The sequence below is a fragment of the Candidatus Methylopumilus universalis genome, assembly GCF_006364435.1.
GTDB classification, from domain to species: domain Bacteria; phylum Pseudomonadota; class Gammaproteobacteria; order Burkholderiales; family Methylophilaceae; genus Methylopumilus; species Methylopumilus universalis.
Window position 1 is genome coordinate 374,129 of sequence record NZ_CP040977.1, and the last position, 24,015, is coordinate 398,143.

A 24,015-nucleotide genomic window follows, 5' to 3' on the forward strand; every position below is an offset into this window, starting at 1 on the left:
CTCTTTCATTTAGTTAAAAAATTGATAAGCATTTGCAAACATTTTATACCATGGTGCTAATTCATCCCATGCTTTAGGATGCCAAGAATTTTGTACCACTCTATAAACTCTCTCTGGATGAGGCATCATAATTGAAAAACGACCATTTTCAGAAGTAAATCCAGTAATTCCTTCAGGAGAGCCATTTGGATTCATAGGGTAGGCAGAAGTTCCCTTATGGTAGTTATCAACATAGCGAAGCGTTGCAAGTTGATGATTTAAAACATCATTCATTTGAGTCTGGCTTTGATATTCTGTATAACCTTCACCATGGGCTACTGCAATAGGAAGGATGGCGCCATCCATCCCACTAAAAAATAAAGAATTAGACTTAAGAATTTCAACTGATACAAATCTTGCTTCAAATTGTTCAGATCTGTTTTTTACAAAGTGTGGCCACAATGCAGAGCCTGGAATAATTTCTTTGAGGTTACTCATCATTTGACAGCCATTGCATATACCAAGTGCGATCGTATCAGGCCTCGAGAAAAATGCCGCAAAAGCGTCACGTGTTTTTGAATTAAATAGAATGGATTTAGCCCAGCCTTCACCTGCGCCTAATACATCGCCATATGAAAAGCCACCGCATGCAACTAGCGCTGAAAAATCAGTTAATGATTTTTGGCCTTGAATAATGTCTGACATATGAACATCATGCGCTTCAAATCCTGCGGCAGAGAATGCGGCTGCCATTTCAACATGACCATTTACGCCTTGCTCTCTTAGGATAGCAATTTTAGGCTTCATCTTTTTAATTGCAAAAGACTGTGGAATTTCAAAATCAAATTTTGGGATAATGCCTGGATCAAGGTCATCTGAAATTTGTGAAAACTCTTCCAGGGCAGACTCTGGATTATCCCTCATAGTTTGCATCTTGAAGGATGTTTCACTCCAAGCACTTTGCAAGTTTGATCTCGTCTCTTTAAATACAGTTTCATTCTGATGTTGAATATGAATTGTTTGATTTTGACTGATAGATCCAATGAGGAAAGCATTGTGTTTTAGGGCCTCATTAATTTTTTTGAGTGTATTGGAAATATGCTCTTTTTGAACTTGTATGACAGCACCCAATTCTTCGTTAAATAAAATGGCTTTAATATCATTGCCGCAATTAGTTAAATCAATATCTAGACCACAGCGCCCTGCAAAAGCCATTTCAGTTAGCGTTGCAAAAAGACCGCCATCAGATCGATCATGATAAGCCTCAATCACGTTTTCATTTTTAAGTGTTTGAATCACATCAAAGAATACTTTAAGTGTTTTCGCATCATCAAGTGTAGGAGGGATATCACCTACTTCATTGAACACTAAATTAAATGTGGAAGCCCCTAATCTATTTTTGCCTAAACCTAAATCGATGTAGATAAGACCGCTATCCTTAAGGCTTCTATTAAGTGTTGGCGTTAATGTTTTTCTAGCATCAAAGACGGGTGCAAAAGCACTTACAATAAGGGACACAGGAGAGACCACCATTTTTTCTTTTGTGCCATCTAACCAGGCTGTTTTCATAGACATGGAATCTTTACCGACTGGAATACTGATACCTAAGTCGGGACATAGGCGCATGCCGATTTCTTCAACCGCATCAAATAAGGCAGCGTCTTCCCCATCATGACCTGCTGACGCCATCCAATTGGCTGATAATTTAATATCTTCCAAATGACGAATCGAGGCTGCAGATAAATTGGTAATAGCTTCGCCTAAGGCCATACGAACAGAAGCTTTTGCATCGATCATCGCAATAGGTGTTTTTTCGCCAATAGCAAAAGCCTCACCGAGTAAGCTATCAAATGATGATAACGTGACGGCAACATCAGCAACTGGCACTTGCCAAGGACCTACAAGCTGATCTCTTGCAATCAATCCTGTCACTGAACGATCGCCAATATGAATTAGGAACATTTTATTTGCTACAGCTGGGTATCTCAGAACACGATAAGCCGCATCTTTGATGTCAATATTTTCTGTGTTAAACCTTTTAAGAGCTTTTTCTTTTCGTTTCACATTACGCGTCATCTTAGGTGGCTTACCCAAGAGAGTAGATAAATCCATATGGACCGCATCTTTTTTTAGAAGACTATCTTCGACGATGAGTTGTTTATCTTTTTTTGCAACACCTACAATCGCGAAGGGGCATCTTTCTCTCTCACAAAGCGACTTAAACAAATCAAGGTCTTTTTCTATAATAGCCAGTACATAGCGCTCTTGGGCTTCATTACACCAGAGCTCACGTGGTGACATACTGGGCTCTTCATTATTAATTGAACGTAATTGAAATGTCGCCCCCACGCCGCCATCATTGACTAATTCAGGGAATGCATTTGATAAACCACCAGCACCTACATCATGAATGCTTAAGATGGGATTGTCTTTACCTAATTGCCAGCATCGATCAATTACTTCTTGCGCTCTTCTTTGTAATTCGGGATTGCCACGTTGCACAGAATCAAAATCTAGATTTTCTGCATTGAATCCAGTCCCCATACTTGAGGCTGCACCACCACCTAATCCAATAAGCATTGCCGGGCCACCTAATTGAATGAGTAGAGCGCCTGGAGGAATTGCGTGTTTTTTCGTATGGATATCGTTAATACTTCCAATACCGCCTGCTAACATAATGGGCTTATGAAAACCTTTTATTTCATTATCATGCTTAATTTCTAATGTTCTAAAGTAACCTGCAATATTAGGTCTGCCGAATTCATTATTATAAGAAGCGCCACCAATCGGACCATCAATCATAATTTGAAGTGCTGATGATATGCGCGAAGGTGCACCATAAATATCTTTTTCCCAGGGCTGAATAAATCCAGGGATGTGTAAATTAGAAACTGAAAATCCTGTAAGACCTGCTTTAGGTTTTGAACCTCTTCCTGTTGCGCCCTCATCTCGAATCTCACCCCCTGCACCAGTCGCAGCTCCGGAGAAAGGGGAAATGGCTGTCGGATGATTATGTGTTTCCACTTTCATAATAAAGTGAGTTAATTCTTGATGATCTTCATAAACACCATTTTGATTTGGATAAAAGCGATTAATCTCAGCACCTTCTACAATAGAAGAGTTATCCGAGTAAGCCACAATCGTATTACCTGGATGTAACTGATGTGTATTTTTAATCATGCCAAAAAGCGATTTAGATTCTGCCTTACCATCTATAACCCAATCAGCATTAAATATTTTATGACGGCAGTGCTCAGAATTTGCTTGAGCAAACATCATGAGTTCAGCATCTGTAGGATTTCTTTTGATGGAGATAAAGTAATTAAATAAATAATCGATTTCATCTTCAGATAACGCAAGCCCAAGATTTTTATTAAAATCATTTAAGACTTGTTTGCCGCCTTCAAGTATCTCTGCGAACTGAATGGTCTTGGGCGGAAGGTGAGAAAAGAGAGAATGAGCTTCATCAAGATCAAAAATAGAAATTTCTGTCATACGATCATGAAGTAATAAAGAAAGCCCTTTCTTTTCATCTTGCGATAATAAAGATTCATCTTTTAACTCTACATAAACGGCAATGGCTCTTTCGATACGTTTGATATCATGAAGACCGCAATGGTTTGCAATGTCAGTTGCCCTCGAAGCCCATGGTGATATCGTACCTGGACGTGGAATCGTGATAATGGAATTATTTTTATACTTTAATGAATGAGCCTTGGGGCCATAATGCAGAATTTTTTCTAAGATGACTTTTTCTGTGTCTGTAATTTTTTTTTCGCACCAAACAATATGAATGTATTCAGAATGAATATCTTTGATTTGGCCATTAACTTTTTGAAGCTTTCCAAGAAGTTTTTCTTTTCTAAACTTTGAATAAGCTGGACCGCCAGCGATATGAACAATTTCTTGGCTTTGCATGATTTGGGTAGTGTTTAAGACGTTACTTTAAGCTTATGATTTTAACAGAAGCTATTTTTTTAAACCTTGTTAATTTTTACTAAATTAACTAGAAAAATAGAGCGAGGTTTGATAGAAAATAAAGCTAAAAACCCAGGCCAGAAGAAGAGCCCAGAAAACAGAATAAATCACAAATGAAAGACTTTTAGATTCATTTCTAAGCGTAGCAATTGTTGAAAGACAGGGTGTATAAATAAGGGTAAAAATCATAAAACTAATCGCCTGTATTTGGCTTACATTACTGTAAAGGTGATGGGCTAGTGCAGATCCTTCTACGCCATAAATCACAGCTAATGCGCCAATCACAATCTCTTTAGCGATAAAGCCAAAAATTAAAGCAATCACTAATTGTTCGTTGATGCCAATGGGGTGAAAAATAGGGGACAACCATTTGCCTAGTTGGCCTGAATAAGTAAGCTCGCTGGCGATAGGGACGTCCATTGGAAAGTGGGTTAATGCCCATACAAGAAGAACGCCAATAATAATAAATTTGGTAGCACGCGTTAGAAAATGCTTAATCTCAAGAACGCTTCTTTTGATAATCTGATTCATCGTAGGAAAGCGGTAGGGAGGTAATTCAATGATGATAGGCTCTTTATTTTTAAACTGATGTTTAAAGATAAGGGCTGAAATAAAGATCGTAAAAAAACTTAATAAATAAAGGCCAAAAAGAACCAGTGGCCCGTATTGAGCGCTAAAAAGAGCTGTGATAATAAATAAAAATACTTGAAGTCTCGCTGAGCAGAGTGAGAATGGAATTACAAACATCGTTAAAAGACGCAGTTCTTTTGTGCGCATAATTTTAGTACCCATGAGAGCCGGCACATTGCAACCAAAACCCATAAGCATCATGACAAAACCCCTTCCATCTAAACCTATTTTTTCCATCAATGTATCCATCAAAAATGCAGCTCTAGAAAAATAACCGCTATCCTCTACGACGCTCATAATAAGGAAGAAGAGAATAATGATGGGTACAAAAGCAGCCACCGTGGTCACGCCTAGATAGAGACCATCTAAAAGCAGGCTTTGGAAAATGCCATGATGATTTGTGAATAACGGTTCAAGATAATCCACCCTAAAAAAATTAAAGAATTGCGTCATTAAATCTTGAATGGGTTTGCCGAGAGTAAAAATAAACTGAAAAACTGAAAATACAATAATAAAGAAGATAGGTAAGCCCCAATAAGGATCTAGAAAAAGCCTATCTAATTTTTTGGTATTTTTGTCGTTGAGTTTGATAGGGTATTTAACAGTTAATTTAATTAATGTCTGAATCGTTTTTTCATTCGATATTTGATCAGATGCATTTAGTGGCTTAATTTTTTTAATCGGAGTAGTGACTTTTTGATTTATGACCTTAGTGCATGCTTTTAAAAGCTCAGCTATACCTTCGCCATATTTGGCGCTTGTTTTAATGGCGGGCGTTTTAAGTTTCTTTTCTAATAACAAAGCATCAATAGTGATACCCATTTTCTTTGCTTCGTCATGCATATTAAGGGCGAGCACGCAGGGTATGTTAAGTTTTTGAAGTTGCAGCAGCAAAGAAAGCTGTCGTTCAATTTGAGCGCTACATAAAACAACAATGGCTAAATCAATCTTGTTCTGATTGATAAAGCTTTGCACAATTTTCTCATCTTCAGATAGGCCTTGAAGATCATAAATACCTGGAAGATCAACTAATTCTGCGATGTGGCCACCTAAGAATGTTTTAACCGCATGAAGATCAACAGTGATACCAGGCCAATTACCGACGCGCGCAGATGAGCCGCTTAACCGATTAAAAAGTGTCGACTTCCCAGTATTGGGCATGCCTAAAAAAGCGATGCGTTTCATCCGGCAGCTGAAGTAATATTAATGAGTGAAGCTTCGTGCTCTCTAATCATGAGTTCGGTTGTATCAATCATGATATGAAAAGGACCTTTAAATTGAGCTTTTCTTAGAACAGTTATTTTTTTCCCACGGCGAAGCCCCATGGCATTTAGCCTTTGAATAAGCAGGCGATCCATATTGAGTTTATGGATAATGCCACTTTGACCTTCTGCTAGCTCTAATAAGGTAGTCATAGATATCTAAATGATAATGATTCTTATTATTATATACAAAAAAGCCTGCATAGCGCAGGCTTTGTGTGGTTTCTGAGGGCAGCTTCTTTATTTGCGATTATCTACAATCTTGGCTTTTGCTTTGAGATCTAATACAAGCTTATCAAGTTGTTTTTGTTGGAGCGTTTTAGCTAAACCTTCTTTCACTTTATCAAATTCAGGCGCTTGAAGTGCTCTTGTATCTTCCAATTTGATCACATGCCAACCAAATTGCGTTTGTACAGGCGCTGTTGTGAAGTTACCTTTTTTAAGAGAAGTGAGTGCTTCAGCAAATGGTTTAACCATGGAGTTAGCTGGGAACCAACCTAAGTCACCGCTTTTATCTTTTGAGCCTGGGTCTTTTGATTTGTCTTTAGCAATCTTACTAAAGTTGCCACCTTTATTGAGTTCAGCAATCACGTCTTTAGCTTCTTGTTCATTTGCTAAAAGAATATGTTTTGCATTGAACTCTTGCGTGCCTAAATCTTTCTTGTATTGCTCATATGCATTTTTAATATCAGATTCTGAAATAGGATTTTTTTGAACATAACCTTGTAAGAATGTGTTGTATAACATTTCTTTACGAGCCAACTCTTCTTTTATAAGATAAGTTGCATCTTTATTTAATCCAGTTCTTTCCGCTTCTTGGTTAATAAGTTCCATTGCAATCATGCGATTCACAATCATGTTGTTAAGATTGTCATCCATTTTTTGACCGCGACTTGCGAGATCTTTTACTACAAAATCATATAGATTTTTTTTAATAGGTTTTCCATTGACTGTAATATTTAAATCAGCTGCTTGAGCCAAACTTCCAATTTGGATGAGTAAAACAAAAACGAAGGTTTTGATAAAAGAAAACATAAAGCTCCTTGGTTATTAATATTGAAAAGTGATTCCTTAAGGCAAATCAGCTTTGATACTTAATGCATGAATTTTTTCAGGAATTAAATCTTTAAGCGCATCGTATACGAGGCGATGCCTCATTATGGTGGATTTTCCTAAAAAATGCGAACTAGTAATTTCCAGATCGAAATGACCCCCACCTGTATTACCTGTATGACCTTTATGAAGATCGCTTAAATCTTTAAGGCTTATATGGGAAGGCTCTAAAAATGCTAGCCTTTGTTTAATAATGTCTTGAATCATAAATATTTAAGGAAGTGTTTTTCTAAAAGGTTTTACTTCAACAGAAGCATATACACCTGAAGTGTAAAAAGGATCTTCATGCGCCCAGAGGATAGCTTCATAGAGCGAAGAAAATTCAGCGACAATCAGACTGCCTGTAAAACCATCCAAGCCCGGGTCGATGGAGTCAATAGCAGGAAAGGGTCCTGCGAGAACCAGTTTGCCTTGATCTTGCAATACTTTAATCCGCGCTAAATGCGCGGGCCGATGAGCCAATCTTTTGTCGAGACTGTTTTGATGGTCTTTGGCGATGATGGCGTAAAACATATTATTTATGATTTGCTCTCGATGCTAAGATCCCAATCAAGACGGCATAGCACATGATCAATCCTGTGATACCAAATAATTTAAAGTTAACCCACGTACTTTCTGAAAAATTAAAAGCGATATAAAGATTGAGTGCGCCTAACACACCAAAAAATACAGCTGAAGTTATGCTGATTTGGTCCCAGCCTTTTTCAGTCAATTGAATTTGTTTTCCCATAAGATTTTTAACAAGGTTTTTTTTCTTAAAAAATTGAAAAAATAAAAGTGCGCCTGATAATAGCCAATACAAAATACTAGGTTTCCATTTAATGAAATTTGCATCATGGAGCCATAAAGTAGTGCCACCTAAAATGCTGATCAATACTGCATTAAATATAAGTAACTTATCGACTCTCTTATGAACGAGCTTGCTATAAATCACTTGAAAGATCGTGGCGCCAATAACGACTAATGTTGCGGTATAAATGTTTGAAAATTTATAAGCAATAAAAAAAAGGATGACGGGAAATAGATCGAATAGAAATTTCATTTGTAAAATTACCCCAAGCTTTCGTTAATTATCTTTGGTAAAGACTATCTGATACTATGGTAGTTCATATTGAAGTACTAAATATCCATGATTGATCTTCACTCACATTCTACTATATCTGATGGTTTGTTAACTCCAAGCGGACTAGTTCAGCATGCCCACTCTAAAGGTATTAAAGTACTTGCTTTAACGGACCATGACGATGTTGAAGGTTTGAAAGAGGCTGCATCGGAAGCAAATTTATTAGGCATGCATTTAGTGCATGGCGTTGAAATTTCAGTGACTTGGAAAAGAAACACAATTCATATCGTTGGATTAAATGTGGACTCTCAAAATAAAATACTATTACAAGGACTTTCGTCCATTAGAGAAGGGCGTTTTGAGAGAGCCAAAAAAATGGCACATTCACTTGATCAAATAGGAATCAAAGGGAGTTTGGAGGGCGCATTAAAATACGCAAAATCAGGCATTTTAGGCCGTACGCATTTTGCAAGATTTTTAGTAGAAACAGGGCATGCTAAAGATGTCAAAACCGTATTCAAAAATTATCTCGTGAAAGGCAGGCCGGGTTTCATCGAGCACACCTGGACGAGCTTAGAAAATGCACTTTCATGGATTCATGGAAGTGGTGGGATTGCAGCTATTGCACATCCTGCAAGATATGATTTAGGTAAAAATAATCTTTTGGCATTTTTAAATGAATTTAAAGAGATGGGTGGTCAAGGCATTGAGGTCATTTCAGGAAGTCATACAACTGAAGATTCCTTAAAATTTGCAAGAATTGCAGAAGAGTTTGAATTCCTAGCATCTACAGGTTCTGACTATCATGGACCAGGCATTTCTTACAGGGAGATGGGGTCTTTACCAAAGATACCCGAAACATGCATTCCGATATGGAAAAGTTGGAATGAAGTCAATGCCTTACTGAACTAATTTTTTTCTTAAAAACACATATTTCTTGAATGAATATAAGAATATTCAAATAGAATGACATTCTATATATGGAATTAACCGCTATACAAAAAGTTACTGTTTACGCACTCCCCATCATCTTTGCAATTACGGTTCATGAGGCAGCGCACGGCTATGTTGCGAAGCATTTTGGTGATTTAACCGCCTACAAGCAAAATAGAATCAGTCTTAATCCATTAAGGCATATTGACCCCATTGGTACCATTGTTCTCCCAGCCTTAACTGTATTGTTAGGGGGCGTTTTATTTGGATGGGCTAAGCCTGTGCCAGTGAATTTTATGAATTTACGCCATCCAAAAAAAGATATGCTTTGGGTAGCGGCTGCAGGCCCTTTTTCAAATTTAATTATGGCGATATTCTGGGCGATTTTATTTGGTCGAAGCGCTTACTTTCCGGAGTCGATGTCTTTGTTTGTTCAGCAGATGGGTATTGCGGGTATTAGTATTAATTTATCCTTGATGGTATTAAATTTAATTCCACTCCCACCTCTTGATGGAGGAAGAATTGCTGTGAGTTTATTGCCTAATCATTTGGCATACAAGTATGCGCAAGTTGAGCGATATGGCTTTTTAATATTAATTATTTTATTAATGACTCATATGCTTGATTTATTTATTTTTCCACTCATCCAAATTAGTCAAAGTCTAATTTTATGGATATTTGCTTAGGAGCTCAGGGATAGGTTATGGCTATTGAACGCGTTATATCTGGCATGCGACCTACAGGCAATCTTCATTTGGGCCACTACAATGGAGTATTGAAAAATTGGATCAATCTGCAACATGAGTTTGAATGCTTATTCTTTGTAGCAGATTGGCATGCACTCACGACACATTATGATTCCCCCGAAATTATTGAAGAGAATGTTTGGGAGATGGTTGTGGATTGGCTCGCAGCAGGCGTAGACCCAGCGACGGCAACTATTTTTATTCAATCTAAAGTGCCTGAGCATGCCGAACTTCATACTTTACTTTCTATGATTACACCCCTAGGTTGGCTGGAGAGGGTGCCAACTTACAAAGATCAGCAGGAAAAATTATCATCTAAAGATTTGTCGACCTATGGATTTTTAGGTTATCCATTACTGCAAAGTGCAGACATTTTAATTTATAAAGCAACGCAAGTACCTGTCGGTGAAGATCAAATTCCTCACATCGAATTTACGCGCGAAATTGCGCGACGCTTTAATCACCTCTATGGCAAAGAAACGGGTTTTGTTGAAAAGGCTGAGGAAGCAATTAAAAAATTAGGCTCTAAAAAAAGTAGTCTCTATATGGAGATGAAAACAGCGTATCAAGAAAATGGTGACGAAGAAGCGCTGGACTCGGCTCAAGTGTTAATTGAAGAGCATCAGGGTTTAAGTTTAGGAGATAAAGAAAGGTTGTTAGGCTTTTTAGAGGGTGGCGGCAAAATGATTTTAGTTGAGCCTGAGTATAAATTAGCGCCTGCATCTAAGATGATTGGTTTAGACGGTCAAAAAATGTCTAAATCATATAACAACACTATTGCCTTAAGAGAGCCCCCCGAATCTGTTGAGAAAAAAATTAAAACGATGCCAACTGATCCTGCTCGTATCAGAAGAAATGATCCGGGGAATCCAAATCACTGTCCTGTATGGCAGTTACATCAAGTGTATTCAAGTGATGAAGTCAAAGCTTGGGTTGAAACAGGATGTAAAGAAGCTAAAATAGGATGTATCGAATGCAAACAGCCTGTGATTGATGCGGTTAATAAAGAACTAAAACCTATCCAAGAAAGAGCATTTCATTACATTGAAGATCCTGATCTTGTGAAAAATATCGTAGCCGAGGGCTGTGAAAAAGCAAGAAAACTAGCGAGAGAAACCATGCGTGAAGTAAGAGAAGCGATGGGATTGAGTTACTAATGAATCAAGAAGCACAAATAGCCACGATTGGAAAAATTCATGGAGAGAATATTGAGGTCTTACCTCAAGATCTCTATATTCCACCCGACGCACTAGAAATTTATTTGGAAGCATTTGAAGGGCCGCTCGATCTTCTTTTATATCTTATTAGAAAACATAACTTAGATATTCTCGATATACCTATGGCTGATTTGACAATTCAGTACATGGATTATGTAGAGAAAATGAAAGAAATTAAACTTGAGTTAGCTGCAGATTACTTACTTATGTCAGCAGTTTTGATTGAAATTAAATCAAGAATGTTATTACCTAAGAAAATAGCTGAGGTTGATGCAGAACAAGATCCTCGCGCCGAACTTGTTCGAAGGCTTATGGAGTATGAGCTCATTAAAATAGCTTCTGAAAAACTCACTCAAATGCCGCAAGTAGGCGTTGATCTTTATGTAGCTAATGCGTATTTTGAAAAAATTACAGAAATTACCTATCCTGATGTATCAATTGATGAGATATTTTCAGCATGGAAAAATATCTTAAATCGTGCAAAACATTTTGAGGCGCATAAAGTTGCTCGAAATGAACTCTCGGTGAGAGAGCACATGACAATGATTTTAAGAAAACTTCAACAAGAAGAATTTGTAGAGTTTTCGTCATTATTTAATGTGGCTGAAGATAGAATTCAAAAATTAGTAGTATGTTTCTTAGCTATATTAGAATTAGCAAGAGAGCGACTTATAAAAATTACCCAGCAAGAAAGCTTTTCCCCTATTTATATTAAATTACAGATCAACTAAGCTATGACAGACTTAAATAACATATCAAAAATTAAACAAATACTAGAGGTAGCATTGCTAACAAGTGCCAATCCTTTATCTTTAGATGATTTGCAAAAGCTATTTTCAGAAAAAATTGAGCGATCTACATTAAGAATGTTACTTGATGAGCTCAAAACAGAATGGCAAGATCGCACTATGGAATTGGTTCTTGTAGCTTCGGGCTATCGCTTTAAAGCAAGAGATGAATACTCGAGTTACTTAATGAGATTAAGTCCAGAAAAAGTAGCTAAATATAGCCGCGCCGTTATGGAAGTGCTAGCGATTGTAGCTTATAGGCAGCCAGTGACACGAGGCGAGATAGAAGAAATTAGAGGTGTTGCACTTAATCCCAATGCTATTAGACAGCTTCAAGAAAGAGATTGGATTGATGTAATTGGTCAAAAAGAGGTTCCGGGCAGACCTTCGTTATATGCAACAACAAAACATTTTTTAAATGACTTTAATTTAAGATCTTTATCTGAGCTTCCTGATATTGAAAGCTTCCTCCAAAATGAAATTCCTTTGAATGTCTAATTTTAAGTCATTGATGACTTAAATCACTTTATGCGTTCACAAGATCAAGACACAGCTAAAGAAAGAAAGACCACTAGCCCATCTAAAACACAGCGCTTACATAAACTCCTTGCTCAATCTGGGATTGGCTCCAGGCGAGAAATGGAAAAATATATTGAAGCGGGTCGTGTACATGTGAATGATAGCCCAGCAACATTAGGTCAATTAATTCATGAGCACGATGTGATCAAGATTGATGGAAAAACAATTCATCTTTTCTTTGATTTAAAATTTCCTAAAATTCTTATTTATCACAAACCTGAAGGTGAAATTGTTTCTGTCAGTGATCCGCAAAAAAGAACTACAGTATTTTCAAAGTTACCTAGAATTAAAAACGAAAAATGGATTTCCATAGGGCGTCTTGATATCAATACTTCGGGACTGCTTATGTTTACAACCTCAGGCGATCTTGCTAATCGACTTATGCACCCTAAATTTGAAATTGAACGCGAATATGCCGTTCGTATCTTCGGTGAATTAACTGAAGAGCAAATGTCAAAATTAAAATCCGGAGTTAAGTTAGAAGACGGCCTAGCAAAGTTCGATGAAATTCGTTATCAAGGTGGGGAGGGGGCTAATCGATGGTACCAAGTCATCCTTATGGAAGGTAGAAATCGAGAAGTTAGACGTTTATTCGAACATTTCAATCTACCAGTAAGTCGTCTTATTCGAACCAGGTTTGGCTCTGTGTCACTTCCCTCGCGCGTTAAACGAGGCATGATGTTGGAGCTTGAAGTAAAGGAAGTTGAGAATATTTTAAAATGGCTCGACATGCCTTTTTCTGTGGTGAGCCGCAATGAAAGCCTCATTAAAGTTAAGGCGCGTAAGAAGCATGCACACCCATCACCTTATGCACCTAAAGTGAAGCTTGACCGAAAAGCAATACTAGACAAAAAAATTAAAAAAATTGGAAAAAAACCAATTAAGAGAAGAATCAGAAGTGATTCGGATATTAAAAAAATCTAATTAGATAGCTGAGATTTTTGCAGCATAAATACAAAATCATTACCTAAAGAAACATCTAGCCACTGAAATTGAAGTCCTGGAAATTTATCTAATAAAGCTTCTTTGTTGTGACCAATTTCAACAATAAGCATGCCGCCGTCGTTAAGATATTGCTTTGCTTCATGAATAATTCTAATTGTATGGTCTAAACCTTCATCTCCACTTCCAAGAGCCATGCTTGGTTCTTTTAAAAACTCCGTGGGAAAATTGTTCACTGAAGCTTGATTGACGTAAGGAGGATTCGAAATAATGAGGTCGTATTTCTTTCCTTTTAATCCATCAAATAAGTCGGATCGAATTAATTCAATGCGATCATCTAACCCATACTGATCAACATTGATTTGGGCGACTTGCAATGCTTTTTCAGAAAGATCAACAAGATCAATTGTCGCATTTTGGAAGCTGTGTGCCATCATGATACCTAAGCAGCCACTTCCGGTACATAAATCAAGTGCACTATAAATAGTTTCGGGATCATCAATCCATGGATAAAGATTTTCGCTTAATGATTCTGCAATTAAAGATCTAGGAATGATGACGCGCTCATCAACATAAAATTTATAATCTCTTAACCATGCTTCATTAAGCAGATAAGCAGTTGGCATCTTATCGTTAATTCTTTTTTCAATTAAAAATAATAAATCTTTTTTTTCTTTGCTCGTTATATGAGCATCTAAAAAATTTTCTATTGTGTCGTGGGGTAAATGGAGAAAGCCAAAAATAAGCCAGACGGCTTCGTCATATGCATTTGAGGTGCCATGGCCGAAAAATATATCGGAGCTCTCAAATTGACTTACCGCGTATCTTAACCAATCGCGTATTGAGAAAAGCTCTTTAAATAGTTGCGTTTGGCTCAAGTGAGAATCTTGTGAAGCGTAAGCTTGTAAATATTTTTAAGTGGTTCAATATCTTTCATATCAATACATTCATTGATTTTATGAATCGTAGCATTGAGCGGACCAAACTCAACGACTTGATCACTAACATTCGCGATAAAGCGACCATCTGAGGTGCCACCTGTTGTTGATAGTTCAGGCGTAATACCAACAGTTTCCTTAATAGCATCCGATAAAATTTCTACAAGCTTCCCTTTTTTTGTTAAATAAGGATTGCCTGAATACTCCCAATCAATCACGTAATCAAGTTTATGCTTATCTAAAATTGCGTGCGCTCTTTCTTTTAAATTCTCTGCGGTACTTGCTGTTGAGTATCTAAAATTAAAAAGAATATCTACTTCGCCAGGCACAACATTTGTAGCGCCTGTTCCGCCTTTGATATTAGAAATTTGCCATGATGTTTTAGGGAAATATTCATTACCTTCATCCCAAGACATATTCACTAAATCTGTAATAGCAGGTGCAACCATATGAATAGGATTTTTTACTAAATGGGGATAGGCAATATGACCTTGTATACCTTTTACGGTAAGTTTTGCTGAAAGCGATCCTCTTCGGCCATTTTTAATCATGTCACCGAATTTATGATGTGAAGTCGGTTCGCCCACTAAACAGAAATCAATTCTTTCATTTCTTTCCTTGAGAAGTTCAACCACTTTAACTGTGCCATCGACTGCAACACCTTCCTCATCAGAAGTAATGATTAATCCAATTGAACCTTTAAAACCCTTAGTTTCTTTTAAAAATTCTTCGATAGAAACAATAAAAGCTGCAATAGATGTTTTCATATCCGCAGCACCTCGACCATAAAGCTTGTCATCTTTGATTGTAGGTTCAAAGGGCGGTGATATCCATTGGTCAACGGGGCCGCTAGGTACAACATCTGTATGCCCAGCAAAAACAAAGAAAGGTGCTTCAGTGCCTTTGCGTGCGTATAAGTTGTCTACATCACCTGATTTAATTTTCTCGCATTTGAAACCTAAAGGCTCCAAGAGGCTAATCAGCAAATCTTGGCAGCCAGCATCATCTGGCGTATTAGATTTTCTAGCAATTAAATTTTTAGTAAGTTCTAAGGTTCTGGTCATTTTATTTTTTAAATAATTGTTTAAATACCGCTTCATCAAATCCAAGCGATACTACTTTCTTATCGATGGCTACCAAAGGTCTTTTCATTACCGTTGGTTTTTCTATAATTAATTGAACGGCAGTTTCTTGTTTGTCAGCGAGTTTTTTCTCTCGGTCTGTAAGATTTCTCCAAGTCATGCCAGATTTATTAATAAGCATATCCCAAGTTAAATGACTTGGTAACTTTTTAAACCATGAAGTCAAAGTGGCCTCATTTAACGCATCTTTTTTGAGATCGTAAAATTCATATTTAATTTGATGACTATCAAACCAAGTTAATGCTTTTTTGACGGTGCTGCAATTTTTAATGCCATACACCATCATGATTTAAATACCTCTAAGTAACTCGTTAATACCTACCTTGCCAAGCGTTTTTTCATCTACCTTTTTTACAATCACTGCACAATAAAGACTATAAGAGCCATCTTTTGAAGGGAGGTTTCCTGAGACTACAACAGAGCCTTTAGGAATGCGACCGTATGTCACTTCGCCTGTTTCGCGATCATAGATCTTAGTTGACTGGCCAATATAAACACCCATAGAAATAACCGCATTATCTTCAACCACAACACCTTCGACCACTTCTGATCGGGCGCCAATAAAACAATTATCGCCAATTATAGTAGGACCTGCTTGAATGGGCTCTAATACTCCACCAATACCAACTCCGCCTGAGAGGTGAACGTTTTTCCCAATTTGTGCGCATGATCCAACGGTGGCCCATGTATCAACCATCGTACCTTCATCTACATAAGCACCGATATTGACATAAGAAGGCATAAGCACAACATTTTTACCAATAAACGAACCGCGTCTTGCAATTGCGTTAGGCACAACTCGATAGCCACCTGCTTTAAAATCTTCCTCTGTGAAGTTCGCAAATTTTGAATGTACTTTATCAAAGTAATTTGTATAACCACTTTTCATAACTTCGTTATCGTAGAGTCTAAAAGAGAGAAGCACTGCTTTTTTAATCCATTGATGCGTTTCCCATTCTTGGGAGTCTTTAATGCGTGTTGCAACTCGAAGCGATCCATTATTTAAGTTGTTGAGGACTTCATCCACAGCATCTTTAATTTCTTTTGGCGCATTTTTTGGATTGATTTCAGCTCTTATTTCAAAAGCATTTTCGATAATTGATTTTAATTGGTCCATGAGAGTATTTATTTTAGTTAAAACAGTATTTTACATTAAAGTCTAATGTAATTAGCGTAGTCGGTTTGATTCGTATAAAGGTTTTAATTGATATGCAAGCTCGGTGAGATCTCTAATACGGTTATCGTCCGATGGGTGAGTGCTTAGAAATTCAGGTGGTTTTTTTGTATTTTGTTGTTTCATTTTTTCCCATAAGGTCACTGCCGCAAAAGGATTAAAGCCAGATCTTGCAGAAAGCTCAAGACCAATAGCGTCTGCCTCTCTTTCTTGTGTGCGACTATTAGGGAGAGCAAAAAATAGGGTAGCGCCTAATGAAGCTGCTTGCATCGTTGCATTAGCTCTATTTCGACTGGATGTATTAGAAATGTAAGCTGCAAATCCAATTAAACCAAACTGCTGAATAGCGGCCGTCGACATTCTTTCTCGCCCGTGTTCGCGAAGTGCGTGAGAGATTTCATGACCTATCACAGCTGCTAATTCATCATCTGTTGCTTTGAGCTTTCGAATGAGGCCTGAGTAAACCATGATTTTTCCTCCAGGCATACAATAAGCATTTACTTCGTCACTATCTTCAACATTTATTTCCCATGCCCATTGACTCGCTTCAGGTTTAAAATAATTTGCATTGGCAATGAGTCTATTGCTAATTTTTTTGACGCGCTTAACTTGGAAAGGATCGACATTGAGTTTATTTTTTTTGCTCGCTGCTTCAAGTGCGCTTCGGTAGCTATCACTTGCTATTCCTGCCACCATAGATTGCGGCATAAGTAACAGTTGTTTCCTATCGACACCTGATTGATTTTTTAGAGTTGTTGAAGCACAGCCCAAGGTAAGAAAGGCTAATAAAAATAAAATGCTATATTTCATTCTTAAAATAATACTTGGCTTCCTAACTCAACCACGCGGTTGGGAGGTAATTTAAATTGATTGGTAATTGTTTCTGCACTTCTAAATAAACCTATAAACAATTTCTTTCTCCAATAGTTCATATTCTCTTTTGGTGTTGCCAATAAAATTTCCTTACCAATAAAGTAAGAGCTATTCATTGGGTCAATATTGATACCATTTTTAGCATGCAGGGCAAGGTCTTTAGGTAAGTCAGGCTCATCTTTAAATCCATATTTCACAGTAACTTTATAAAAGTTGTGAGGTAATTTTTCAACAGTAACAAGATCTTTTGTTAGTGAATGAGGGTAATCCATAAACATCACAGTCAGAATAATAACTTTTTCATGAATAACTTTGTTGTGTTTGAGATTATGAAGCAGGGCATGAGGCACACCATCTGGATTAGGCGTTAAAAATATTGCTGTACCTTCTACCCGAGGTGGAGGGTTCGTGCCCATAGAGGTAATGAATGAATTAATTTCAATAGCCTCACCTTTAAGTATTTTGTATAAAAGTGCACGCCCCTTTTTCCAAGTCGTCATTAAAATAAAAATAACAGTGCCAATTAAAATTGGGAACCAGCCGCCATCAGGTATTTTTAAAATATTTGCACTAAAGAATGCAAGATCGATTATTAAAAAGATTGCCATGAAAATAACTGTTTTTATGGAATTCCATTTCCATACTTCATAGAACACAAAGCTTGCGAGAAGTGTCGAGATCACCATATCACCCGTAACTGCAATACCATAAGCCCCTGCAAGATTACCTGAGCTTTTGAAGGTTACTACTAAAGCCATAACTGCAATCATTAAGAGCCAATTAATTCTTGGTAGGTAAATTTGCCCTTCTTGATTTTCAGAAGTATGTTCGACATGCATTCTTGGAAGAAATCCTAAGAGAAGCGCTTGTCTTGAGACTGAAAAAGCGCCTGTAATGACAGCTTGTGATGCAATGATTGCTGCAAGCGTTGCTAAAATAATAAGAGGTATGACAAGAAATTCAGGCGCCATGAGATAAAAGGGATTTTTAATATTCTCAGGGTTGCTAATAATTAATGCGCCTTGACCAAAGTAATTTAATGTAAGCGCTGGAAGAACAAAAATAAACCATGCAAGTCTTATCGGCTTCCGACCAAAATGCCCCATATCTGCATAAAGTGCCTCAGCGCCTGTGACTGATAAAACGACCGCGCCCAATGCTACGAATGCCACCATGGGCGCTAGCTGAAAGAAATGAAATGCATATAATGGATTAATGGCTTCTAGAACATGCGGTTCCTGAGCAATATTGATAATCCCTAATACTGCAAGCGTTAAGAACCAAAAAAACATAATGGGCCCAAAGAAGGCGCCCACAACATTCGTCCCTTTGCTTTGTGCATAAAATAAAATAAATAACACTGCAAGAGTAATAGGAATAATAAGATAACTTAAAGAGGGCGCTACAACTTCAAGACCTTCGATCGCAGATAAAACAGAAATTGCAGGGGTAATCATTCCGTCTGCATAAAACATACATGCCCCAAGAATACCTAAAATCACAATCAAATTTCTTTTATTGCCACTAGGTGCATTTTTATTAGCAAGAGAGAGAAGAGCCATAATGCCCCCTTCACCTCTGTTGTCAGCACGCATAATAAAAGCAACATATTTAACTGACACAATCATAATGAGTGACCAGAAAATAAGAGACAGTATGCCGAGGACGTTAAATTGGGTGAGTTCGACAGGATGTTTGCTGAGAGAAAAAACTTCTTTCATGGTGTATAGCGGGCTTGTGCCAATATCACCAAATACAACACCTAATGCTGAAAGTGAAAGTGTAGCTAGAGAAACTTTGTGATTTTTTTTATCTTCCATGTGTGCGTCAGTTTTTTTTAAATCAATCTAAAATTATTGATCTTTGAGATCTGAAATATTTGCGTCAGCTTGCCCATGGTTTAGTTGAATATGAATTTTATCATCAAGCTTTAACTGGGCTACATTATTTATAATCTGGCCATCCACATTCGTAATAATGGAATAGCCTCTTGATAAAACAGCATGAGGGCTTAAGTGATCCAAATTTAACTTTAATTTATCGATGTGCAAACGATATTGGATCACAGCATTTCTCATGCTTTGATTAATCCTTTGTATATATTGATGAATCTGTTCTTTTTGCCTTTGAATCTGTTGGTGAGGTGATACAAGACGTTTTTCTAAGTAATCAATTTTCTGCATCACTTCTCGAATAAGAACTGCCATGACTTTATTTAACTGGTTTTTATAAATCTGAATTGTTTTAATAAGTTCGACAGTATGGCTGGTGACGAGCTCAGCAGCGCCTGTCGGCGTGGGGGCTCTTAAATCAGAAACAAAATCAGCTATTGTTGTATCAGTTTCATGTCCAACACCTGTAATTGTAGGTATTTTTGATGCAACAATCGCGCGCGCTACGATTTCCTCATTAAAGGCCCATAAGTCTTCAATCGAACCTCCGCCGCGTGCCAAAATTAGAACATCACATTCTTTTCTTATATTTGCAGTTTCAATGGCTTTCACAATTGCGAGAGGTGCTTCTTTGCCCTGAACGAGACTAGGATAAATAATGACCGGAATATGAGGACTTCGTCTTTTAAGTGTAATTAAAATATCTTCGATCGCAGCCCCTGTGGGTGAAGTAATAACACCAATAGATTGAGGAAATTGAGGCATAGATTTCTTGCGCGAATCCTCAAAAAGACCTTCTTTGAGGAGTTTTTCTTTTAATTGATTGAAGGCTTCTGATAAAAGTCCCGCACCTGCATGTCTAATTGACTCAATATTGAGTTGATATTCGCCCCGCGCCTCATATAAACCGATAAAACATTTTGCTTCAATTTTTTCGCCATTTTTGGGTGTCCAATCCATTGCCATATTTTTATTTTTAAACATGGTGCAACGGACTTGAGCTTCATCATCTTTAAGGGAAAAGTACCAGTGCCCTGAAGATGCACTTATGAAATTAGAGATTTCACCCGAAATCCAAAATGAGGGAAAGCTTTGCTCAAGGAGCTCCCTTACAAGACGGTTAATTTCTTTAACAGAAAAAACTCTTGCTTCGTTAGGTTTGGTCGTATTTATTGGCGTTGAATTAATCAAACTAGAAGGATATCCGTTACAATTATCTTCATTATAGAGTTAATGAATAACTAAAGAGCTTTAATTGAAGAAATTTTTTTTATCACATAGACAAGCCCACTTAACTGCTTTTGTTGCTGCTTATTTTTTAGTTGCTTTAGCAGTTTTTATCCAAAAAAAATTCAACCTCGAACCATGCCCTTTATGTGTGACCCAGCGAATTATTTTTATGGTCCTGGGGTTACTTTTTTTAATCAATGCCTTCATTAAACCTACATATTTAATTAAAAAGTTATCTTTAGTCGTTTTATCTATAACTTCAATCACGGGCATGGTATTTTCTTTTAAGCACATATTGATTCAATCAAAAGCTATTCAGGTGCCAAATGAATGTGGTGTTGATCTAAATTATATGTTTGAAAATTTTCCATTCTCAAAAGCTTTGAATTTGCTTTTTAAAGGGACAGGCGACTGCTCACATATTGATTGGACTTTGTTAGGCCTTACGCTTCCTGAATTAGCTTTAATCGGATTCGTATCATTTTTTATCTATACCGTTTTTTTATTTCGGATGAATTTAAAGTAATGCAATTAGAAGATTTTATTGGAAATACACCACTCGTCGCTTTGCAGCGGATGCACGGAAATTCAAGCAGTGCTATCCACTTAAAGTTGGAAGGGAATAATCCTGCCGGCTCAGTCAAGGATAGGGCTGCATTCTCTATGATTCACAATGCTGAATTACGAGGTGAGATTAAACCTGGTGACACCCTCATTGAAGCGACATCTGGGAATACAGGTATAGCGCTTGCCATGGTGGCTGCGATGAAAGGTTACAAAATCATTCTGGTCATGCCAGAAAATCAAACCATCGAAAGACGGCAAACCATGAAAGCATTCGGCGCAGAATTTATTCTGACTTCAAAAGAAGGCAGTATGGAGCTTGCTAGAGATACTGCATTAAAAATGCAAAAAGAAGGTAAGGGTTTTGTGTTGGATCAATTCAGCAATCTTGATAATCCTAAAGCGCATTATGAGACTACAGGTCCTGAAATTTGGAAAGACACAAAGGGTCGTATCACACACTTTATTGCGAGCATGGGAACCACAGGGACGATTGTAGGCACTTCGCAATTCTTAAAAGAAAAAAATAAAAATATTCAAATTATTGGTGTGCAGCCAGAAGAGGGTGCTCAGATTCCAGGTATACGTAAATGGCCGGAAGCCTATTTGCCGAAAATATACAGCGCAAAAAATATTGATCGCATTGAATACGTTTCTCAGCAACATGCAGAAGAGACTGCGAGACGCCTTGCAAAAGAAGAAGGTATTTTTTCTGGTGCATCGACAGGTGGCGGACTTTATATAGCCCTTCAAATCGCAAAAGCAAATAAAGATGCCGTCATTGTTTCTATTGCTTGTGATCGCGGTGACCGTTATCTATCTTCTAATTTATTTTTGAGTTAATACATTGGTTCCTATTTTAGTTTTTGATATTGAAACCATTCCTGATATTCAAGGCATTAGATCTTTATACGCCTTAGACAAAAATTTATCTGATGATGATGTCGTTAATGTAGCTACTTACAAAAGAAGACAAAAAAATGGCTCTGACTTCTTACAGCATCATCTTCAAAAAATTGTAGCAATCTCGTGTGTCCTTCGAGAAAAAGACCAGTTAAAGATTTGGACGCTTGGGGAGGTTGATGATCCTGAAGAAGAAGTGATCCAACGTTTTTTTGATGGCGTTGATAAATATACACCCACCCTTGTATCCTGGAATGGCTCAGGGTTTGATCTTCCTGTATTAAATTATAGGGCATTAATGCATGGCATTAATGCATCCAAGTATCTAGACATGGGTGAAATAGATAAAGATTTTAAATGGAATAATTATTTAAGTCGGTATCACACACGCCATACGGATTTAATGGAATTTTTAGCCATGTTTCAAGGTAAAAATAACGCGCCCCTAGATGATATTGCAAAGCTGTGTGGCTTCCCGGGTAAGTTAGGTATGGATGGCGGTAAAGTTTGGGACACATACAGGCAAGGAGATATTCAATCGATCAGAGATTATTGTGAAACGGATGTCGCCAATACTTATCTTGTATATCTTAAATTTCAATTGATCAGAGGCCATCTCAACCAAAATGAATATGAATCTGAAATTAATTTAATTAAAAATACCATTCAAGAATATCAAAAAGATTACTGGGATGAATTTTTGTCCGCTTGGAAATCATAAGCATTTCTCAATGCAAGACGACATTAAACCTAAAAAAAAATTATTACTCGCCACAATAGAAAATATTGATCAAGAGGGTAGGGGTGTTACCCATATTGATGGTAAAGCTATTTTTGTGGAGGGTGCTCTTCAGGGCGAGCTTGTCGAATGCGAGTCCTATGTTAAAAAGCCAAGTTACGAAATCGCCTTTACAGAAAGAGTGATTCGGCAATCTAATTTAAGAGTTAAGCCCAAATGTGAACACTTTAATCGTTGTGGCGGTTGTTCTATGCAGCATTTTGAGTTCCAAGCTCAAATTGCAGCAAAGCAAAGAGTCTTTGAAAATACATTATCCCGCATTGGTAAAGTTAAAACTGAAACCATACTCACACCTCTTGCAGGACCCTCATGGCATTACCGATATAAGGGTCGCTTAAGGGTTAAGTTTGTTGTTAAGAAAAATAAAGCGCTTGTGGGGTTCAATGAAAAAAGGACACATTTCATTGCTGATATTTCTAGTTGTGAAGTGTTGCCTCAAACGCTTTCCGATATTTTGCCTCAACTTCAAGACTTAATAACTCAACTTTCGATTAAAGATAAGATTCCTCAAATCGAATTTGCTGCCGACCAAAACCATTTAGTACTCGTATTAAGAATACTAGACGTATTAAATACGAATGATGAGTTGCTCTTAAATACATTTTCATCTCAACACCCGGTGCAATTTTGGACCCAATCCAAAGGGCCTGATACGATAAAGCCTTTATCGCAGAGAGATGACGTTAAACTTTCTTATGCATTAAAAGAATTTGGGTTGCGATTTAGTTTTATGCCTTACGACTTCACGCAAATTAACCCCTTCATTAATCAAGTGTTAGTTAGAAGAGCAATGAGTTTATTAAAGCCTTCAAAAGATGATCGTATCTTCGATTTTTTTTGTGGTTTAGGAAATTTCACATTACCTATAGCAACAAGTGGCGCAAAAGTTATGGGTATCGAAGGATCAGCATCACTTATAGAAAGAGCAAAGCAATGCCGAGATGAAAATCATTTAAACGATTTTGTTGAATACCAATGTATGAATTTATTCGAAATCACTAAAGAATCCTTATTAAAGTTAGGTCACGCAAATAAATGGCTCATTGACCCGCCACGAGACGGCGCATTTCAATTGGTGCAACTGATTGATAATGACATTCAGCCATCAGTCATTGTTTACGTGTCATGTAATCCAGCGACGCTGGCAAGAGATGCTCAAATATTAGTGCATGAGAAGGGTTACAAATTAGATAAAGCTGGTATTGTAAATATGTTTCCACATACCTCACATGTTGAATCTATTGCATTATTTGTAAAGACGGAATCTTAA

At 37.3% G+C, this 24,015-nt stretch carries 24 protein-coding genes; 10 read left to right on the forward strand and 14 right to left on the reverse strand.

What is annotated here, in order from left to right:
- Positions 1-9 precede the first annotated feature (9 nt).
- The 7 genes from purL to FIT70_RS02160 all read right to left on the reverse strand — a co-directional run bounded on the left by purL (position 10) and on the right by FIT70_RS02160 (position 8,004).
- Entirely contained in the window at positions 10-3,897 is a 3,888-nt protein-coding gene (gene purL / locus FIT70_RS02130) for a phosphoribosylformylglycinamidine synthase (protein ID WP_139930454.1), read from the reverse strand.
- 84 nt (positions 3,898-3,981) lie between these two features.
- Positions 3,982-5,772, reverse strand: a complete 1,791-nt coding sequence (gene feoB, locus FIT70_RS02135) for a ferrous iron transport protein B (protein WP_139874343.1) — start codon at positions 5,770-5,772, stop codon at positions 3,982-3,984.
- A complete protein-coding gene (locus tag FIT70_RS02140; protein WP_139874344.1) occupies positions 5,769-6,002 on the reverse strand; it encodes a FeoA family protein in 234 nt (77 codons plus the stop codon). The genes feoB and FIT70_RS02140 overlap by 4 nt, the downstream gene beginning before the upstream one ends.
- Before the next feature lie 87 nt (positions 6,003-6,089).
- Positions 6,090-6,884, reverse strand: coding sequence for a peptidylprolyl isomerase (locus tag FIT70_RS02145; protein ID WP_139930456.1), 795 nt, complete (start codon positions 6,882-6,884; stop codon positions 6,090-6,092).
- Between the two features lie 36 nt (positions 6,885-6,920).
- A complete protein-coding gene (locus FIT70_RS02150; protein WP_139867232.1) occupies positions 6,921-7,169 on the reverse strand; it encodes a BolA family protein in 249 nt (82 codons plus the stop codon).
- Between the two features lie 6 nt (positions 7,170-7,175).
- A complete protein-coding gene (locus FIT70_RS02155) occupies positions 7,176-7,475 on the reverse strand; it encodes a YciI family protein (RefSeq protein ID WP_139930458.1) in 300 nt (99 codons plus the stop codon).
- A 1-nt stretch (position 7,476) separates the two neighbouring features.
- Positions 7,477-8,004, reverse strand: a complete 528-nt coding sequence (locus tag FIT70_RS02160; protein ID WP_139867236.1) for a septation protein A — start codon at positions 8,002-8,004, stop codon at positions 7,477-7,479.
- 87 nt (positions 8,005-8,091) lie between these two features.
- Between FIT70_RS02160 and FIT70_RS02165 the strand changes: the two genes are divergently transcribed.
- The 6 genes from FIT70_RS02165 to FIT70_RS02190 all read left to right on the forward strand — a co-directional run bounded on the left by FIT70_RS02165 (position 8,092) and on the right by FIT70_RS02190 (position 13,212).
- A complete protein-coding gene (locus FIT70_RS02165; RefSeq protein ID WP_139930460.1) occupies positions 8,092-8,937 on the forward strand; it encodes a 3',5'-nucleoside bisphosphate phosphatase in 846 nt (281 codons plus the stop codon).
- A 68-nt stretch (positions 8,938-9,005) separates the two neighbouring features.
- Entirely contained in the window at positions 9,006-9,644 is a 639-nt protein-coding gene (locus tag FIT70_RS02170; protein WP_139867240.1) for a site-2 protease family protein, read from the forward strand.
- Positions 9,645-9,661: 17 nt separating this feature from the next.
- Positions 9,662-10,861 carry a tryptophan--tRNA ligase gene (locus FIT70_RS02175; RefSeq protein WP_139870132.1) on the forward strand — a complete coding sequence of 400 codons (1,200 nt, stop codon included), beginning with the start codon at positions 9,662-9,664 and terminating at the stop codon, positions 10,859-10,861.
- Positions 10,861-11,652 carry a segregation and condensation protein A gene (locus tag FIT70_RS02180; protein ID WP_139874349.1) on the forward strand — a complete coding sequence of 264 codons (792 nt, stop codon included), beginning with the start codon at positions 10,861-10,863 and terminating at the stop codon, positions 11,650-11,652. Before FIT70_RS02175 ends, FIT70_RS02180 begins: the two co-directional genes overlap by 1 nt.
- Before the next feature lie 3 nt (positions 11,653-11,655).
- The gene (scpB, locus tag FIT70_RS02185; protein ID WP_139867246.1) at positions 11,656-12,207 is read left to right on the forward strand and encodes an SMC-Scp complex subunit ScpB; all 552 of its coding nucleotides are present in this window, start codon (positions 11,656-11,658) and stop codon (positions 12,205-12,207) included.
- A gap of 30 nt (positions 12,208-12,237) precedes the next feature.
- Positions 12,238-13,212, forward strand: a complete 975-nt coding sequence (locus FIT70_RS02190) for a pseudouridine synthase (RefSeq protein WP_139884267.1) — start codon at positions 12,238-12,240, stop codon at positions 13,210-13,212.
- Here the strand turns inward: FIT70_RS02190 and prmB are convergent.
- Genes prmB through xseA form a run of 7 tightly spaced genes read right to left on the reverse strand, consistent with a single transcriptional unit; the run spans position 13,209 to position 20,440 of the window.
- Positions 13,209-14,108, reverse strand: a complete 900-nt coding sequence (gene prmB, locus FIT70_RS02195) for a 50S ribosomal protein L3 N(5)-glutamine methyltransferase (RefSeq protein ID WP_139928297.1) — start codon at positions 14,106-14,108, stop codon at positions 13,209-13,211. The genes FIT70_RS02190 and prmB overlap by 4 nt on opposite strands.
- Positions 14,105-15,232, reverse strand: a complete 1,128-nt coding sequence (dapE, locus tag FIT70_RS02200; protein WP_139884268.1) for a succinyl-diaminopimelate desuccinylase — start codon at positions 15,230-15,232, stop codon at positions 14,105-14,107. The genes prmB and dapE overlap by 4 nt, the downstream gene beginning before the upstream one ends.
- Position 15,233: 1 nt before the next feature.
- Entirely contained in the window at positions 15,234-15,596 is a 363-nt protein-coding gene (locus tag FIT70_RS02205) for a Spx/MgsR family RNA polymerase-binding regulatory protein (RefSeq protein WP_139874353.1), read from the reverse strand.
- A 3-nt stretch (positions 15,597-15,599) separates the two neighbouring features.
- Positions 15,600-16,427: a 2,3,4,5-tetrahydropyridine-2,6-dicarboxylate N-succinyltransferase gene (gene dapD / locus FIT70_RS02210; RefSeq protein WP_139874354.1), complete on the reverse strand. Its 828-nt coding sequence runs from the start codon at positions 16,425-16,427 to the stop codon at positions 15,600-15,602.
- Between the two features lie 51 nt (positions 16,428-16,478).
- A complete protein-coding gene (locus FIT70_RS02215) occupies positions 16,479-17,294 on the reverse strand; it encodes a M48 family metallopeptidase (RefSeq protein WP_139874355.1) in 816 nt (271 codons plus the stop codon).
- A 2-nt stretch (positions 17,295-17,296) separates the two neighbouring features.
- Positions 17,297-19,177 (reverse strand): potassium transporter Kup, encoded by a 1,881-nt coding sequence (locus FIT70_RS02220; RefSeq protein WP_139928301.1) that lies wholly within the window; start codon positions 19,175-19,177, stop codon positions 17,297-17,299.
- Between the two features lie 33 nt (positions 19,178-19,210).
- Positions 19,211-20,440 carry an exodeoxyribonuclease VII large subunit gene (xseA, locus tag FIT70_RS02225; protein WP_223257744.1) on the reverse strand — a complete coding sequence of 410 codons (1,230 nt, stop codon included), beginning with the start codon at positions 20,438-20,440 and terminating at the stop codon, positions 19,211-19,213.
- Between the two features lie 64 nt (positions 20,441-20,504).
- Here xseA and FIT70_RS02230 point away from each other — a divergent pair, with 64 nt between their 5' ends.
- Genes FIT70_RS02230 through rlmD form a run of 4 tightly spaced genes read left to right on the forward strand, consistent with a single transcriptional unit; the run spans position 20,505 to position 24,015 of the window.
- Positions 20,505-21,005: a disulfide bond formation protein B gene (locus FIT70_RS02230; RefSeq protein ID WP_139870143.1), complete on the forward strand. Its 501-nt coding sequence runs from the start codon at positions 20,505-20,507 to the stop codon at positions 21,003-21,005.
- Positions 21,005-21,886: a cysteine synthase CysM gene (gene cysM / locus FIT70_RS02235; protein ID WP_139867264.1), complete on the forward strand. Its 882-nt coding sequence runs from the start codon at positions 21,005-21,007 to the stop codon at positions 21,884-21,886. Before FIT70_RS02230 ends, cysM begins: the two co-directional genes overlap by 1 nt.
- Positions 21,887-21,890: 4 nt before the next feature.
- Positions 21,891-22,667, forward strand: a complete 777-nt coding sequence (locus FIT70_RS02240) for a 3'-5' exonuclease (RefSeq protein ID WP_139874357.1) — start codon at positions 21,891-21,893, stop codon at positions 22,665-22,667.
- A 10-nt stretch (positions 22,668-22,677) separates the two neighbouring features.
- Positions 22,678-24,015 (forward strand): 23S rRNA (uracil(1939)-C(5))-methyltransferase RlmD, encoded by a 1,338-nt coding sequence (rlmD, locus tag FIT70_RS02245; RefSeq protein ID WP_139884270.1) that lies wholly within the window; start codon positions 22,678-22,680, stop codon positions 24,013-24,015.